This is a genomic window from Streptococcus sp. HMSC063B03 (assembly GCF_001836965.1).
Taxonomy (GTDB): Bacteria; Bacillota; Bacilli; order Lactobacillales; family Streptococcaceae; genus Streptococcus; species Streptococcus pneumoniae_F.
The window spans coordinates 219,890-237,538 of sequence record NZ_KV831045.1 but is presented as its reverse complement, the minus strand read 5'-3'; the positions used below and the strand labels follow the sequence as shown (position 1 = coordinate 237,538).

Annotated in this window: 15 protein-coding genes; 2 read left to right on the top strand and 13 right to left on the bottom strand. The window is 37.7% G+C overall.

Features of this window, described 5'->3' with window-relative positions; all coding sequences use genetic code 11:
* The 10 genes from HMPREF2628_RS05910 to gyrA form a co-directional block, all read right to left on the bottom strand.
* A partial coding sequence (locus HMPREF2628_RS05910) for a hypothetical protein (protein WP_070842627.1) occupies positions 1–536 on the bottom strand: 536 nt, incomplete at its 3' end.
* Positions 537–545: 9 nt separating this feature from the next.
* The gene (locus tag HMPREF2628_RS05905) at positions 546–1,364 is read right to left on the bottom strand and encodes a hypothetical protein (protein WP_070842613.1); all 819 of its coding nucleotides are present in this window, start codon (positions 1,362–1,364) and stop codon (positions 546–548) included.
* Positions 1,365–1,378: 14 nt separating this feature from the next.
* A complete protein-coding gene (locus tag HMPREF2628_RS05900) occupies positions 1,379–1,582 on the bottom strand; it encodes a hypothetical protein (protein ID WP_070842612.1) in 204 nt (67 codons plus the stop codon).
* A gap of 91 nt (positions 1,583–1,673) precedes the next feature.
* The gene (locus tag HMPREF2628_RS05895) at positions 1,674–2,486 is read right to left on the bottom strand and encodes a hypothetical protein (RefSeq protein ID WP_049493482.1); all 813 of its coding nucleotides are present in this window, start codon (positions 2,484–2,486) and stop codon (positions 1,674–1,676) included.
* On the bottom strand, positions 2,470–3,489 hold the full coding sequence (locus HMPREF2628_RS05890) for a glutamyl-tRNA amidotransferase (protein WP_257375288.1): 1,020 nt from the start codon (positions 3,487–3,489) through the stop codon (positions 2,470–2,472). The genes HMPREF2628_RS05895 and HMPREF2628_RS05890 overlap by 17 nt, the downstream gene beginning before the upstream one ends.
* A gap of 238 nt (positions 3,490–3,727) precedes the next feature.
* On the bottom strand, positions 3,728–5,002 hold the full coding sequence (locus tag HMPREF2628_RS05885) for a DUF2130 domain-containing protein (protein ID WP_070842611.1): 1,275 nt from the start codon (positions 5,000–5,002) through the stop codon (positions 3,728–3,730).
* 95 nt (positions 5,003–5,097) lie between these two features.
* Positions 5,098–6,378 (bottom strand): O-acetylhomoserine aminocarboxypropyltransferase/cysteine synthase family protein, encoded by a 1,281-nt coding sequence (locus HMPREF2628_RS05880; protein WP_004260699.1) that lies wholly within the window; start codon positions 6,376–6,378, stop codon positions 5,098–5,100.
* Positions 6,379–6,524: 146 nt separating this feature from the next.
* A complete protein-coding gene (locus HMPREF2628_RS05875; RefSeq protein ID WP_000254773.1) occupies positions 6,525–7,322 on the bottom strand; it encodes a formate/nitrite transporter family protein in 798 nt (265 codons plus the stop codon).
* A gap of 143 nt (positions 7,323–7,465) precedes the next feature.
* The gene (locus HMPREF2628_RS05870) at positions 7,466–8,209 is read right to left on the bottom strand and encodes a class A sortase (protein WP_070842610.1); all 744 of its coding nucleotides are present in this window, start codon (positions 8,207–8,209) and stop codon (positions 7,466–7,468) included.
* The gene (gene gyrA / locus HMPREF2628_RS05865) at positions 8,209–10,677 is read right to left on the bottom strand and encodes a DNA gyrase subunit A (protein WP_070842609.1); all 2,469 of its coding nucleotides are present in this window, start codon (positions 10,675–10,677) and stop codon (positions 8,209–8,211) included. The genes HMPREF2628_RS05870 and gyrA overlap by 1 nt, the downstream gene beginning before the upstream one ends.
* 193 nt (positions 10,678–10,870) lie before the next feature.
* Between gyrA and HMPREF2628_RS05860 the strand changes: the two genes are divergently transcribed.
* The gene (locus HMPREF2628_RS05860) at positions 10,871–11,857 is read left to right on the top strand and encodes an L-lactate dehydrogenase (protein WP_023942623.1); all 987 of its coding nucleotides are present in this window, start codon (positions 10,871–10,873) and stop codon (positions 11,855–11,857) included.
* A 681-nt stretch (positions 11,858–12,538) separates the two neighbouring features.
* Here the strand turns inward: HMPREF2628_RS05860 and HMPREF2628_RS05855 are convergent.
* Positions 12,539–13,774: a tetratricopeptide repeat protein gene (locus tag HMPREF2628_RS05855; protein WP_070842608.1), complete on the bottom strand. Its 1,236-nt coding sequence runs from the start codon at positions 13,772–13,774 to the stop codon at positions 12,539–12,541.
* Positions 13,764–14,930 (bottom strand): AI-2E family transporter, encoded by a 1,167-nt coding sequence (locus HMPREF2628_RS05850; RefSeq protein ID WP_070842607.1) that lies wholly within the window; start codon positions 14,928–14,930, stop codon positions 13,764–13,766. Before HMPREF2628_RS05850 ends, HMPREF2628_RS05855 begins: the two co-directional genes overlap by 11 nt.
* A gap of 153 nt (positions 14,931–15,083) precedes the next feature.
* Between HMPREF2628_RS05850 and HMPREF2628_RS05845 the strand changes: the two genes are divergently transcribed.
* Positions 15,084–16,097, top strand: coding sequence for a lactonase family protein (locus HMPREF2628_RS05845; protein WP_070842606.1), 1,014 nt, complete (start codon positions 15,084–15,086; stop codon positions 16,095–16,097).
* 283 nt (positions 16,098–16,380) lie between these two features.
* Here the strand turns inward: HMPREF2628_RS05845 and tuf are convergent, their stop codons facing one another.
* Positions 16,381–17,577, bottom strand: a complete 1,197-nt coding sequence (gene tuf / locus HMPREF2628_RS05840; RefSeq protein WP_001040726.1) for an elongation factor Tu — start codon at positions 17,575–17,577, stop codon at positions 16,381–16,383.
* Positions 17,578–17,649: the final 72 nt, after the last annotated feature.

The window sequence follows — 17,649 nt, the reverse complement described above, 5'->3', positions numbered from 1 at the left end:
GCCTTGGACAATTGTTCCTCAAAGAAAGCAATATCTTGCGCATCTTGAAGATGAAGAGAAACTTTTAATAGTTCAAAGCTTGATATTAAAAATGTATAGTTTCTTAATCTACCCCAAATTTTTTTCAAATCATATTTGGACATATTTTCCTTGGCTGATTGAAAATCTCCTTTTAGATAAGCCACTTGTCCCTGAATAAATTGAAAATATTCTTGATACGTTGCCCTATAAATCTTAATCGATTTCTCAGATTGAACCCTAAACATGTCTTCATAGAGTTTAATATTAATAGCATCATTTAACATTAGATAAACAACTTTGCTAGATACAAATCTTAAATAAAATACAAAGACAAGAGCAAAAAAGTCAATAACTAATAATATGAGTCCCAATATTTCCAAATTGCTTTGAAATACTAAGAATACTGCCATCGCATCAACAACTAAGACTAAAAATACGCAAATTAGAATAACCCTATCAAGTTGTAGAAGAGTGTTTTCTGTCGCCCTACTTACTATTTTTTTAACTAATTTCATATATTACTCTCATTTCACTGATTCTAAATATTTTTTCGCTTCCTGAACATAAAAAAGTTCTGGATTTTCATGAGCGATACTTTCAAACAAACTACGAGCACGAGCTCCATTTCCTTTTAGCTGGGCATTGAGAGCTCCGTAATAAGAGAACATGATTCGAGCTAACTTATTTTCTGGTTTGGTGGTGTCGAAGTAGTCGTTTGATTTTTTATTGCAATAGATATCAACAATAGCCTTTAAACTCAAAATTTCTTTCTGATATTTTAAAAATTGCGATTGAACATTACTTGTTAGTTCTTCTATTTCTACCATTAATTCTTGGAATTCTAAACAATCATTCAAATGAACCAAGTTTAGGATGCTATAATACTTGATATGAAATAAATAGTAGAGATTTTTGGATTTTTTTAGATTACTATTTTTCATTTTATTCAGCAATTCTAAACTATCTTGGAAGTGTCCTCTATAAAAAGATACTCTTGCATTTGCCAAATATTTTGGAAGAATCTGAACATTTCTATTTAAAGAATTTACATCAGCTCTAGCAACTATATTCTGATACTTTGTTAAATTGATATCCTCAAATAAAATTTCAATTAAAGCCCTATCTAGTAATAATTTAGATAGAAGAATAAACAATATAAGAAGGACAAGAAATACTGTTAATACCTTTGTGTAAATGGTCGATGAATGGTTAAAAATATAAACATAAAACATTACTGTTGAAAACACTAAAAAATACAGCAAATATTTAAATATAATTTTAAGAAAAATTAATTCAATTTTATCAGCTGACCATGTTCTAATAATTTCTATAGTCCTTTTCATATAACACTCCATAACTAGCTATTAAATAACGCAGTAATTCCTACAAATAATGTAACCACAGCAGTTGCTACCTCACCAACCCCAGTAGAAAAAGCAAGAATCGTCCCAACTGTTACAATAGAAAGTCCAATCGTTTCAACTGGATGCTCTACAACCCAATTAAAAGCACCACTAACTACCTCACCTGTTGTATTTAAAATTTGGGTGAGATAATCCACCTTCCTCACTCCCATCTCATTAGTCGTTTTAACTGTTGCGTAGTCTTGTTTGACCTGGTTACTCTCTTTTACTTAATTTAAACGAAAGGTACTAGGAAACATTATTACTTCCTAAATATTTCTTCGCTTCCTGTACACAAAAGAGTTCTGGATTTTCATGGACGATACTTTCAAACAAACTACGAGCACGAGCTTCATCTCCTTTTAGCTGAGCATTAAGAGCGCCATAATAAGAAAATATGATTCGAGCTAGCTTATTTTCAGGTTCAGTGGTGTCGAAGTAGTCGTTCGCTTCTTTATTGAACACAATATCTTTTATGGCTTGAGCTTTAGCAACGAGTTTAGCCTTACCATCTTTCGAATCTGGCGCCTTGGACAATTGTTCCTCAAAGAAAGCAATATTTTGCTCATCTTGAATATGGATAGAAGATAGAAAATTATAATATAATTTCTTCAATTCAAATATTTTTCTATTTTTTTTAGAAATATTAGAAAGATTGATATTTGAATATTGACTAAGTGATAATAAAAAATCTCCTCTGAGGTAAGATAATTCTCCTGTGATTAATTCAAAACTTACTTCATTAAATTTCTTATTAAACTTATTGGAATGACTAACATTGTATTCAAAGAAAAATTGATATTTCTTAAAATCAATCAAAACCACCTTCCAATATAGAAGAACTTTCCATGTCAATAAATTTAAAAAGATGCCAATAACTATAAATAATACCGACAAAAATAACAGATAACGTACTGCAATAATATTCTGTTTAAACAATAAAAACAAACCCAAAATTGCTATATAAACTGCAACAACTAATAAATATGTAGATAATCGAATACAAATATTATAAAGAAATTTTACATCTTTATTTGCTAATAATTTAATTAAGCTTTTCAATTTTATAAAAATCCTCCAAATAAAATTGTTTACTAGATTCTCTCTGTAAAAAATTTTCAAAATCACCTTCATCTTCAACTATTGTATACATTCCGTTGTTCACTATAAAATATTCATTATTGATCATGTAGTGTCCATCGGAGAGTCCTGAAAAATCAATGTCATCTAACTTCAATTTGTCACGTTCACTAAGTGTTAAACATAAACGAAGGGCTCCCTCTTTCATATAGTCTTTAAGAGAAATTGCTGCATATCCTCCAAATGCTTGTTTTTCTGGACTAGATGAGTTTTGATTTTGAACTGCTTTTTCTTTAATAAAAGAAGTGACTCTAAATGAACGTGATATTTGAAAACCTGGGCTAGCTAATGGTTGATCTTCAGCATCAAATACAGATAAATCATAACCTTTCTTTTTAATAGCATCTTCTACTACTGACCTAAAATCTTTTAGAACTATTTGAGCTTCATCACTTGAAACAGCATTTTTTATAAATTCCTTTAGGCCGTAGTCTTGATCAATGAAAGTAACATATTTCAATTTTTGACGCGTGTACTTAGCACCCACTTTTATGGTAACTCCCTTATCGAAAACATCAAAGACACCTACATCGGAAATATTACTATCATAGTATGAAGACTTAAGTGTTAATTCGTAGTTCAAATCCCTAGAATGATAAAACTCTTGTAATTGTTGTACTTTGGCATTATTTCTCAAGTAAGTTTGAATTTCACTGCCTAGAAATGGAGAAAGAGTTCCCGCTAATACTATAATGACTACAAATCTACTCACTTTTTGATTGTACTCAACCTTTTGATAAATCCAATCTAAATACGGAAATAAAAATAATGAAAAAATGAAACTCCAAAGGTCAATATCTTTTATAAAGTCAAAGGAAACGATCATTTTAAATCTTAGCACAAACATCAGAAAAATTGCTAAAAAAATATTGCCAATCAATAGGAATGCAATCAGACATTTCGTTCGATTTTTTGCCTTTATCACATAAGTTATACCTACAATAAGATTGGCTAAAAAGCTAATTCCGTAGCCTAAGACTGTTGGAACAAGGCCAAAAACACCAAATAATAAACTATATCTTGAGTCTGAGTCACCTACCCCTTAAATATTTAAAAGACCATATAGGAGATTAAGAAGAAACACAACTAATGGCAAATAAGCAATATAGACATCCGATAATTTCAAAGTTTTTTTCATAGGAACTCCTGTTTTTAAGGTAATACTACTCCCCCTTCAGCGCTTCAAACTTCGCTCTCATGGTTGGATTTTTCCGGGTCAATTTTTTAACAGAGACATCTTCCAACTTGTTGTTAGCTAGACGGAGTTGGTTTTCGGATGTGGTTAGGAACTTCTTAACCTCTTCCATGCGTTTGATAGCCTTATCAATTTCATCGATTGCTTTACCAAAGTTGGTCGAAGCTGAATTATAGTTCTTGGCAAAAGCTAACTTAAAGGCATCCAAGTCTTCCTCAAAATTCGTAATGTCGATATTTTGCTCCCGAACCAAGGCCAGCTCTTGCTTGTATTTTAGTGAATTAAGAGCCGCATTACGCAGGAGCCCAATCAACTGAATAAAGAATTGAGGACGAACCACATACATCTTTTCATACTCGTGACTAACGTCAACAATCCCTGTGTTAAAGTAGTCATTATCGGCCTCAAGCATAGTCACCAAAACCGCATATTCACAGTTCTTTTCACGACGGTCCTTGTCCAATTCCTTGTAAAAATCTGCATTCTTGTGCTTCTTCTCTGTTCCATCTGCTTCATTTTTCATCTCAAACATGATGGAAATAATTTCAACACCATTTTCATCACTCTCGCGGAAGATAAAGTCCCCCTTAGACCCACGCGCAGAGACCTTGTTATCCTTCTCAAAGTAAGCATTTGGAAAGGCAAAACTACGGACCTTGTTAAACTCACTCTCTGCATACTGTTCCAAACTTTCCCCGATAGCTTTTGTAGACTGCTGTGCCTTGAAATTCTTATAAAATTCGACTTGTTCACTGGCTGCTTTGAGCTGTGCTTCATAGTTTTGCTTAACAGAAGCAAGAGAAAGCTCGTTTTCTTTTTCTTGCAAGAGAAGCTGATTTTTAACCTGGTCTCGTTCTTTTTCTAGGTCGGAGAGGGTCTTCTGTAGTTGATTTTCATGCTCTAAACGTAAGGTCGCCAATTGGTTTTCCAAGGACTGTACTTCCTTATCCTTAGCCAATAAGGCCTGATTGCTTGTCTGTTCAACCTCTTTCTTGGCCAATTCTTTTTCTGTATCAAAGTTTTGGATTTGACTCTGCAATTGAGCAATTTCTTGGTCTTTTTGAGCTAGTTTAGACTGTTGTTCATTCATGGCCTTTTGCTCAGCCAAAGCCAGTTCCTGCTTCATGCGATCGTGTAGTTCCTTATCAAACTCAGCCGTTCTCACTTGGGATAAAAGTTCGGCATACTGACTTTCATTTACTGTAAAGACTTCCCCACAGTTGGGACATTTAATTTCGTTCATATCATTCCTCTTTCTAGACTTCTGTAACCATTATATCATGCCTGAAGGAAAATCAAAAACAGCGAGTCGAAACCCACTGTTTATCTTCTTTTACTTTAAATTTTTTCCAAGGCCAAGCGCAAGTCTTCAATCAAATCTTCTACATTTTCAAGACCGATTGACAAACGAATTTGGTTTGGTGTGACACCTGCTGCTTCTAGGTCTTTTTCTGACAATTGACCGTGAGTGGTTGTTGCTGGATGGACAACAAGAGACTTGGCATCTGCAACGTTTGCTAGGTCAGAGAAAATTTCTAAATGATCAATTACCTTGCGGGCTTCTGCCTCTCCACCTTTGACATGGAAGGTAAAGATTGAACCGACACCTTTTGGCAAGTATTTTTCAGCCAAAGTATGGTAAGGACTATCAGCAAGTTTTGGATAGTTGACTTTTTCTACCTTAGGATGGTTGACAAGAAAATCAACAATTTTCTCTGCATTTTGCACATGGCGTTCCACCCGAAGTGAAAGAGTTTCAAGTCCTTGGAGCAAGAGGAAAGCATTAAATGGTGACAAGGCTGCACCTGTATCACGAAGCAATTGAACACGGACAGCGATAATAAAGGCTGCTGCACCCACATCACGAGTATAGCTTAAATTGTGGTAGCTTGGGTCTTCCTCAACAAATTGAGGGAATTTTCCTGAAGCCGCCCAGTCAAAACGCCCGCTATCGACAATCACTCCACCAATAGTCGTACCATGCCCACCAATAAACTTAGTCGCAGAGTGAATGACAATATCAACACCGTGAGAAAAGACGTTAATCAAATAAGGTGTAGCAAAAGTATTGTCAGAAACAAGAGGAATCTGATGTTTATGAGCAATCTCTGCCAGTTTTTCCAAGTCTGGAATGTTAATCAAGGGGTTGCCCAAGGTTTCAATCAATACAAGCTTGGTATTGTCTTTGATCGCTGCTTCCACTTCCTCTAAATTATCCACATCCACAAAGGTTGTTGTGATACCATAACGAGGAAGGGTTTCCTTCAAGAGATTGAAGGTTCCACCGTAAATAGTTGAGGCTGCTACTACATGGTCACCAGCGTGGGCAAGTGCCAAAATCGTATAAGTCACTGCGGCCATACCTGATGCGGTTGCAAGAGCTCCAACACCACCTTCAAGGGCAGCAATTCTTTCTTCGAAGGCAGCTGTTGTAGGGTTTGTGATACGAGTATAAATGTTCCCTGGTTTTCTCAAGGCAAACAAATCGGCACCTTCCTGCGTGTCATCAAAAACAAAGGATGTTGTTTGATAAATCGGCACTGCACGAGACTTAGTTGCTGGATCAACTACTTGCCCAGCATGCAATTGTAAGGTTTCAAATTTTAAATCACGAGTCATAAAACGACCTCCAAATAGTTTGATTAAAGATATTGTAGCATCTTAAGGTATAGTTTACAAATATCAGTTTTCTATATTTTGATATAAGAAATAGCTATTACCCTATTTTAAAAACGAAAAAGCACGACTTAATCGTGCTCATTTTCTTAATCTACGTAAGTATCTTCATTTTTATTGAGGAAGGCATATGGAAGACCCATCAAGAGGCCTCCTCCGATAAAGTTTCCAATGAAGGTTACACCCCAGTGACGAAGCATATTTCCAACACCGAAGTTAGCAATTGAATCAGCAGCAACACTGAATTTCACAATCGCGAAAGAAGCAAAGTTCGCAGCGATGTGCTCGTTTGTTAAGAATACAAACATGTAAATTGCTGATAAAACGAGCCATAGTTTAGCGCCACCATCTTTGACCAAAACAAATGAAAGAATCGCAATATTTACGAAAATATTTGCCAAAATCGCCTCAAGCAAGATTAATTCATTTGAACGGCCTAACTTCATCTCAACAACCCCTGAGATGAAACTATCGTGTGTCAGATGCGCATAGGCTGCTGAGTGGGCAAAGCCCCAACCTGCTATCAAAGCCCCGATAAGGTTGAACAAGGTACAGTAAAGTAAAATCTCAGCTGTTTTTCTCCAAGAGATTTTTTTCAAGAAGCTACCAGCAGTTAAGAACATCATATTTGACGTTACCAACTCGGCATTCAAGAAAACAATGTAGGCCAATCCCCAAGCAAAGACAAATGGGAAGAGGAAGCGTCCACTACCTGGTGCAATTTTATTAATCAAGTCAGCTCCAACTGCACCTGCAGCAGTACTGAAGGTTAAAAAAGCACCTGCAAACATCGAACGAATCGCATACTTAAATTTGCTTTGACTATAAAGACTTTCCTTCTTCTTGCAAGCAAATTCAATCTTTGAGATAAATTCTGAAGAAACCATAATAAACTCCTAAAACTTTTATTTGTGATAATTATATCACAAACTTTAGAATTAAGGAAACGTTTTCTGTATTTCATAAAAGTTTATTTTATGAAAATATTAAAAGAATCAATGAAACTTAATCTTCACTGATTCTTTTAGAACTAATAAAATTGTTTATATGGTTGATTGAAGGCTGTCAGAATTTCATCAGGTGTTTGTGAATAATCTTTTGTTTCTTTCAAATCACCCTTTACAATGATCCGCTCAGTAGCTGCTGCATCCTCACAAGTTACTAAAGTAATTTCATCAACACCAGTTCGGTCATCAATTTCATCTACTCTATCTGGTGTAACTCGTTTCACTTCACTAATTTCATAGGTATACACTTTATTCTTATCTGTCAAGTGAATTTTCATCCCTTTTTTCGCACGATCTAGTGGAGAAAAAAGCATCTGACTAGCATTATCACCTGTGAAAATATGATGGCTAGCTAATGAATAATTCCCTTTACCCATTTCTTGGTCACGCTTCATGGTACCCGCACCATATAAAAGATTGACATTTGCAATCCCCTTAAAGATAGGTAAATTAATTTCAAGCTCAGGTATTGCAATTCCTCCGATAACAGGTAATTTTTGATTATCCCATTGAGAGGCTAAAACAGCTTCAGAGGAAATGGCTTTTACTGAATCAAAATCAAAATTTCCCTCTGTGTCCTGATTTTCTTCTATTTTTTCTTTTGATACTTGACTAACTTGGTATTTATTACTATTCCAAGCAATAAAGGCATCACGAATCTTTGCATTAAAAATTAAAGCAATAGAGATCAGTATGAGAAATACAGCCAAGATATTTGTCAGCAGATTTTTTCGTTTGATTTTCTTATTATTCTTTTTATGAGACATTATGCTTCACCTTCTGTTTCGTTTTCTGCCCCAACTTCTTCTTTTTCTGCTGCTGCAACCGTAGTAAAGGTTACAATTTTAGCATCTTGGTCCAGGCGCATCACTTTAACTCCCATAGTTGAGCGACCTGTTTGTGAAATATTGGCAACGTTAGTTCGAATCATGACACCTGTATCAGTGATAATCATCAAATCTTCATCACCTTTAACTGTCAAGAGACCGGATAAAGGACCATTTTTTTCAGCTACATTAGCCGTCTTCATTCCTTTACCACCACGACCTTTTGTTGGATATTCAGTCGCAACTGTGCGCTTACCATATCCTTTTTCAGTGATGATAAGAACCTCGTCCTGGTCTGTGATTACACTGGCACCAATAACTGTGTCCCCCTCCCGAAGATTAACACCTTTTACACCAGTGGCGATACGACTCATGCCACGAACGGCTGATTGATTAAAGCGAACTGCATAACCAAACTTGGTACCAATGATAATGTCCGTATCTTCTTCCGTCAACAAGACATTAATCAGCTCATCTTCATCCTTGAGATTCAAAGCCTTGAGACCATTCTGACGAATGTTAGCAAATTCCTTAACGCTGGTTCTCTTCACAATACCATGACGGGTTGTGAAGAAGAGATAAGCGTCATCACTGCGTTCAGACTCAACATTGATGATGGTTTGAATACTTTCGCCTTCATCCAATTTCAAAAGATTGACAATTGGCAATCCCTTAGCAGTACGGCCATATTCAGGAATTTCATAACCTTTAAGACGATAAACACGTCCTTTATTTGTAAAGAAAAGTAGGTGATCATGGGTGCTAGTTGACACTAACTCTCGGACAAAATCATCATCCTTAACACCTGTTCCTTGAACACCGCGACCCCCACGTTTTTGAGCAGTAAATTCGCCTTGGTCCAGACGTTTGATGTAACCCTTGTTAGACAGTGTAATTAAGACATCCGATTCTTCAATCAAATCTTCATCTTCAAGACTCAAGACTTCACCGACCATCAATTCAGTACGACGCTTGTCACCAAACTTACGCTTAACTTCGTCTAATTCATCTTTAATGATTTGAGAAACACGTTCCGGCTTAGCAAGAATATCTGCTAAATCGGCAATCAGAGCCAAGAGATCATCATACTCAGACTGAATCTTATCACGTTCCAAACCTGTCAAACGACGAAGACGCATATCAAGAATGGCTTGACTTTGACGTTCAGATAACTTGAATTTACTCATCAACTCAGCTTGTGCTTCCGCATCCGTTTCACTAGCACGGATGATACGAATCACTTCGTCGATGTGGTCTAGCGCAATCAAGAGACCTTCTAAAATATGAGCACGCGCTTCTGCTTTTTCCTTATCAAAACGTGTCCGACGAACAACCACTTCTTTTTGGTGCTCGATATAAGCATCCAAAATCTGACGAAGAGACAAAATCTTCGGCACCCCATTTTGGATAGCAAGCATATTGAAACCAAAGTTGGTTTGCATCTGGGTCATCTTGAAGAGGTTATTGAGGATAACATTTGCGGATGCATCCCGTTTGACCTCTATTACGAAACGAACACCTTCACGGTTTGACTCATCACGTACTGCTGTGATGCCCTCAATGCGTTTTTCCTGAACCAAACGAACAATATGCTCATGCACCTTTGTTTTATTGACCATATAAGGAAATTCTGTTACAACAATACGCTCACGGCCAGTTTTAGTTTCTTCAATTTCAGTACGTGAACGAAGGACAATCGAACCTTTACCTGTTTCATAAGCCTTATGAATACCTGATTTCCCCATAACCAGGGCACCAGTTGGAAAATCTGGCCCAGGTAAGACTTCCATCAAGTCCTTAGTGGTCACTTCAGGATTGTCCATGACCAACTTCACTGCATCAATGGTTTCACCCAGGTTATGAGGTGGAATATTGGTTGCCATCCCAACCGCAATACCAGTAGCTCCATTGACTAAAAGATTTGGAAAGCGTGCTGGCAAGACCAAGGGTTCACGTTCATTGGCATCATAGTTATCAACGAAATCAACTGTATTTTTGTTAATATCACGAAGCATTTCCAGAGCAATCTTGCTCATACGTGCCTCAGTGTAACGCTGGGCGGCAGCACCATCACCATCCATGGAACCAAAGTTCCCATGACCATCTACAAGCATGTAACGGTAACTCCACCATTGAGCCATACGAACCATGGCTTCATAGATAGAGGAATCCCCGTGTGGGTGATATTTACCCATGACATCCCCTGTAATACGAGCAGATTTTTTATGAGGTTTATCTGGAGTAACACCCAATTCATTCATTCCGTAGAGAATCCGACGGTGAACAGGTTTCAAGCCATCTCGAACATCAGGAAGGGCCCGCGCTACGATAACACTCATGGCGTAGTCGATAAAGCTCGTCTTCATCTCCTTTGTCAGATTGACATTCACTAAATTTCTATCCTGCATTAATAAATGCCTCATTTCACTATTAGTATAAAATATATTATACCATAATGTCCGCCATATTTCAGGTATCTAAAACCACTAAAACGTTTACATCAAGAACTGCAAAGCATATCCGTGACAAAGCTTTTTAAAAGTGATAGAATTGAAATAACTGGGGAAATCCCTGAATAAAATTAAGGAGATGTTTAGAATAATGACTTCAACTAAACAACACAAAAAAGTTATCCTTGTCGGTGATGGTGCTGTAGGTTCTTCTTACGCTTTTGCACTTGTTAACCAAGGAATTGCACAAGAGCTTGGAATTATCGAAATTCCACAATTGCATGAAAAAGCTGTTGGTGACGCGCTTGACCTTAGTCACGCCCTTGCTTTCACTTCACCTAAAAAAATCTATGCAGCTCAATACTCTGACTGTGCAGACGCTGACCTTGTTGTAATCACTGCAGGTGCGCCTCAAAAACCAGGTGAAACTCGTCTTGACCTTGTAGGTAAAAACCTTGCTATCAACAAATCAATCGTAACTCAAGTTGTTGAATCAGGTTTCAAAGGTATCTTCCTTGTTGCTGCTAACCCCGTTGACGTCTTGACTTACTCAACTTGGAAATTCTCTGGATTCCCTAAAGAACGCGTTATCGGTTCAGGAACTTCACTTGACTCAGCTCGTTTCCGTCAAGCACTTGCTGAAAAATTGGATGTTGATGCTCGTTCAGTGCACGCCTACATCATGGGTGAACACGGTGACTCTGAGTTCGCTGTTTGGTCACACGCTAACATCGCTGGTGTAAACCTTGAAGAATTCCTTAAAGACACTCAAAATGTTCAAGAAGCTGAATTGATTGAATTGTTCGAAGGTGTTCGTGACGCAGCTTACACAATCATCAACAAAAAAGGTGCAACATACTACGGTATCGCAGTAGCTCTTGCTCGTATTACTAAAGCAATCCTTGACGATGAAAACGCAGTACTTCCACTTTCAGTATTCCAAGAAGGTCAATACGGAGTTAAAAACGTCTTTATCGGTCAACCAGCTGTTGTTGGTGCACATGGTATTGTTCGTCCAGTAAATATCCCATTGAACGACGCAGAAACTCAAAAAATGCAAGCATCTGCTAAAGAATTACAAGCTATCATTGACGAAGCATGGAAAAACCCAGAATTCCAAGAAGCTTCTAAAAACTAATTGTAACTAGGTTCTCATTAAATGAGAACTCCATACCGAAGACAAACATTATTCTAGTGTTTGTCTTTTTTATTTCTCCAGATCTCCTATCCTTAAAAAATTTGAAACCTCTGCAAAATACTTTTCAATGCAAAAAAGTTTCCCGCCCTGTTTTCCGTGGTTTTTCCGATCTAAGTCAATCTTAACTTCCACATAAACTTAGCTTGATTATCAAAACTTTGTGAGTATATTTGCGGTTATTGGATACGATTCAGTCATAGATGAAGGAAAATCAATAACTTGTCCAATCTGACTAAGAAAATGTTCTTGCGGAACGAGTTCATCTAGCGTGTAAAAGACAACCTGATTGCGGTTATTGTCTGGATTTTCTTTATGAAACATAGGAAACATCTCACAACTTTTCTGACATCTATTATACGACTTTAGAAAAAATGCCCTTAGAAACTTTTAGTCTAAGGGCTTTGTTTTCAGTCTGAGTTTCTTATAAAATGAGAACTTTTCTTTTTATTGTTATAAAATCTAAGATTGTGCTTTTAAAAATATTACTTATCTCACTTCTTATGTATTGTATTGTAAATTCGAATACAAACACAATAACTTAAATATACTCTCACCATACAATAGATAAAATAACCTGTAGATGATACTATGAAAAATGATAAGATATAGCTTTAAAACATTTTATTCCTGCAATCTCTCATACAATTCTTGCATTTGTACATCATCTGGAACCAGTTTTAAGTAAGCTTGCGCATTGACTTTTGCTTCTTCAAAATAACCCAATTCACGCAAGAGATAGATATAGGGTTCCAGAAACTCTGGATTATCCTTTAAATCTCCTGCCAACTCTTGATAATGCTCGTAGGCAGTATCCAAATCGTCCATTTCTTGATAGGAACGAGCAATCATCCACTTGGTCAAAAGATTCTCTGGCTCATCATTTTGCAAGTCTAGAATGTCCTCATAACGTTCCTGTTCTAGATAAATAGTGGCTAGACGGAGTAAGATTTCTTCCGTATCCTCAGCGTCTTCTTTTGCAGTAAGGAGGTAGTTTTCTGCACCACTGGCATCATGCAATTCATAAGAGAATTGTGAAGCAGCCAGCAAGAGGCGAGTTTCAAAGGGATTTTTCTCTAAGCCTTGCTTAGTGATACGCAGAGCTTCTTGAACTTGATGTTCCTTATGTAAGGCCTGACTGTAACCATACTCATATCCTTCAAAATCAGGTGAAATGGTATCAAGTTGCTTAAAGTAGAGGACAGCTTTTTGGTATTCTTCTCTATCAAAGTAAAGACTGGCCAACTCAAAAGCTGTTAGGTCATCGTATTCTAACTCCAGGGCTTTTTCTAAAAACTCTGTAGCTGTTTCAAATTTCCCTAACTGGGCATAGGCAAAGCCAATCCGTTGATAGGTAGAAATGCCTGTTTGCTCATAAATAGTACGATTATCTAACTGGGCATAGCCTTGAATAGCTTCTTGGTAATTTTCCAACTCACTATCCAACTCTGCTAATCCCAATATCAAGAGAGGATCTTCTGAGTAAGTCAAGGCCTCCAATAATTTCTCACGCGCCACATCTGTCAAACTTTCCAGCTGGTAAAGGTCTGCTTTAAGTGCCAAAGCTGAAACATACCAGTCACTGTCTGCTTGGATTTCTTCAAGATAAGCAAAGGCTTCTTCGATTTGACCATCCTCGCTAGCAATTGCTGCTAGATTAAGATTAACCTCTGGAAAATCCTCTACAATTTTCAAGTAAATTTCCTTTGCCTGAGGATAAAAACCAATCCCTTCAAGATAAGTAGCTAACTCATACAGAAGGTCACTTGGATCATTTTCTAAAGCTTTAGCGAAATAATGTTCAGCCTTGGTTAAATCTTGCTCCTCCAAAGCCTGTAACATCTGTTGACTATTGTTCACTCTTGACTTCCTCTCCCTCTAGTTCATATAGGCCACTAACTACCTTATACCATTCAAAAATGGCTGAAATGACAACTTTAGCAGAAGCATAAACCGGAATACCGAGTAAAACTCCCCAGATACCAAACATGGATCCTGAAGTCAACAAAACAAAGAGAACATTAATGGGATGGATGTTTAATTGACTTCCCAAAATCAATGGAGAGACAAAACGGCCTTCAATAGTTTGTTCTACTATAAAGACAATCACTACTTTTAAAAGCATGACTGGCCCAGCAATCAAGCCCAATACTAGGGCAGGAAGCATGGCTAAGAAGCTACCCAAATAAGGAACCAGATTTAAAATACCAGCAGTGACCCCCAACGTAACTGCATAGCGTAGACCGATAATCTTGAAGAATATGATAAACATTACTGCTACAATAATAGCCACTGTTACTTGTCCTCTAACATAGTTGGACAACTGTTGATTCACTTCTGACAAAACCTGTCCTACAGGTTCCTTCAATTTCGTTGGCATGAATTGGGTCAAATAGTTACGCAAGCCTTTCCCATCACGCAAGAGATAAAAGAGCATGAAAGGAACGATAATCAAGGCAACAATCACTTGAGATGCCCCGCTAATAAAGGCACTCACCCAGTTGACTGCCTGAGATGAAACTTTACTTGCCCAAACTGTAGCCTGACTAGAGAAGTTTGTTAAAACTTGCTCTAACTGAGGTCTGAAATCATCTGGTAAACGCTTGGTGACCAAATCATTAATAACTCGATCAGCATCTTCGAGATAGATTGGTACATTTCTTGCAAAGGTTAAAACTTGACGTTGCAGACTTGGAATAGCCACTGCCAAGCCCCAAATGATAAAGAGAGCGATGATCACAAAGACAATACTGATTGCGATGACGCGATTAATCTTATGCTTCTCCATCCAATCAACGATAGGATTTAATAAATAATATAGCAAACCAGATAGAATGACTGGCAACATCACAACTGCCAAAAAGTCTAGAACCGGTGAAAATAGAAAACTAATCTTGCTTAAAATAAAAAGATTCAGTCCCAATAATAAGGTTACCAAAAATACCGTAATTGCCTTGTTATCCAAAAACCACTTGAAAAACCAAGATAGGCTAAAATGTTTCTCTTTTTGCTCCATAAATACTTCCTTTCTATTGTTCTCTCATTATACCATTTTTAAATCAAAATAACTCTTTTTTAAAGTGCTTACATTCCATTGAATTGCACCGCATAGCATATTATAAATTCATTTTGTGATATAATAGACTTATCTTTATAAAGAGGTAAAGTTATGAAAGAAACTGTTTATTTTGGAACTTATACACGTCGGACTTCCCAAGGGATTTACAAGGCAGACTTCGATACAGAAACTGGTCAGCTTTCAAATCTAGAACTTTTTGCAGCTGAGCCAAGTCCGACCTACCTTGCCTTTGACCAACACCAACATTTATACACTGTTGGTAGTCAAGACGATAAGGGGGGGATTGCAGCCTATCAAACTGATGGAACCTTATTAAATCATGTCGTGGAAGAAGGAGCTCCCCACTGTTATGTTGCCGTTGATAAAAAGCGTGATTTGGTGTACGCAGCAAACTACCACAAGGGACAGGTCCTTGTTTATAAACGTCAGGAAGATGGTCGTCTTCTACTTAGTGATGTGGATCAACACAGTGGCCAAGGTCCACATGAAAATCAAGCTTCTCCACATGTTCACTATACAGATTTAACACCTGACCACTATCTAGTGACTTGCGACTTGGGAACTGACCAAGTCATCACTTATGATCTTGATCAAGAAGGAAAATTATCTAAACTCTATACCTATCACAGCCAGCCAGGAGCAGGCTCACGCCATATTATTTTCCATAACCATTATAAAATTGCTTATCTCATTTGTGAACTTAATAGCACTATCGAGGTTCTAATCTACGATGGTGTTGGCGAATTTGAACGCATGCAAGTCATTTCAACTCTACCAGACGGTTATGAAGGCTTTAATGGTACTGCTGCTATTCGTCTCTCTAAAGACGGTAAATACCTCTACGCTTCTAACCGTGGTCATGATTCTATCGCAGTATATACAATCCTTGCGGACGGTAGTTTAGAGTTGTTAGAAATCGTTCCGACTCATGGTCAGACTCCACGTGATTTTGATTTGACACCGGATCAAGAATTTGTCATTGCTATCCATCAAGACTCTGACAATGCAACCGTCTTTAAACGCAATCCTGAAACTGGTCGTCTAGCAGAACTTTCTAATGACTTCCATGTCCCAGAAGCGGTCTGCATCAGATTTGCTAATTAACATAATTATAACTGACCAACTAACGGAGCTACACACCAAAGACAAACATCATTTTAGTGTTTGTCTTTTTTATATCTACAAATTACTCCCCCCAAAAAAAGATGGAATCTTTCTCAAAACAATTTTTCCATGAAAAGTAAAAATATTTCACAGCCATCATTTATTTGTCTCACACCTAACGGAGCTAGACGGACTAATAGTGACATAATGAAAAAGAACCTTGCAAAGCAAGATTCTTTTAGTGTCTGACTTAAATAATTGTTCTTCTGGGAACTAAATCGAATTAAGCTTCGATTTCTGTAACCATACCTGAACCAACAGTACGTCCACCCTCACGGATAGAGAATGTAGTACCTTGTTCTACGGCGATTGGGTGGATCAACTCAACGTCGATTGTCACGTTATCACCAGGCATTACCATTTCAGTACCTGCTGGAAGTTCGATTGAACCTGTAACGTCAGTAGTACGGAAGTAGAATTGTGGACGGTAGTTGTTGAAGAATGGAGTGTGACGTCCACCTTCTTCTTTAGTAAGGATGTAAACTTCACCTTTGAATTTAGTGTGTGGGTTGATTGAACCTGGTTTAGCGATAACTTGTCCACGTTCGATTTCGTCACGTTGAACACCACGAAGAAGGACACCTACGTTATCTCCGGCAAGACCTTCGTCAAGTTGTTTACGGAACATTTCAACACCAGTAACAACTGCTTTTTGAGTTTCTTCTTTGATACCAACGATTTCGATTTCGTCGTTAACTTTAACGATACCACGGTCGATACGTCCTGAAGCAACCGTACCACGTCCAGTGATTGAGAATACGTCTTCGACTGGAAGAAGCAATGGTTTGTCAGTGTCACGTTCTGGTTCTGGGATGTACTCATCAACTGTGTTCATCAATTCCATAACGATGTCTTCGTATTTAGTGTCACCTTCAAGAGCTTTAAGAGCTGAACCTTGGATAACTGGAAGATCGTCACCTGGGAAGTCGTATTCTGACAATAGGTCACGGATTTCCATTTCAACCAATTCAAGCAATTCTTCGTCGTCAACCAAGTCAACTTTGTTCATGAAGACGATAAGGTGTTTAACACCAACCTGACGTGAAAGAAGGATGTGCTCACGAGTTTGTGGCATTGGTCCGTCAGTTGAAGCTACTACAAGGATAGCACCGTCCATTTGAGCGGCACCAGTGATCATGTTTTTAACGTAGTCCGCGTGTCCTGGAGCGTCGATGTGAGCGTAGTGACGTTTTTCAGTTTCGTACTCAACGTGAGCAGTATTGATAGTGATACCGCGTTCGCGTTCTTCTGGAGCAGCATCGATAGACGCATAGTCTTTAGGTTGGTTAACTGATGAAGGCAAGCGACGTGCCAAAACAGTTGTGATAGCTGCAGTTAGGGTAGTTTTACCGTGGTCAACGTGTCCGATAGTACCAATGTTAACGTGTGGTTTACTACGATCATATTTTTCTTTTGCCATTTGAGTAAAAGCCTCCAATAAAATATATTTTATAGATAGACAGTAGGCAATACAGTCTAACTTTCCTTACTA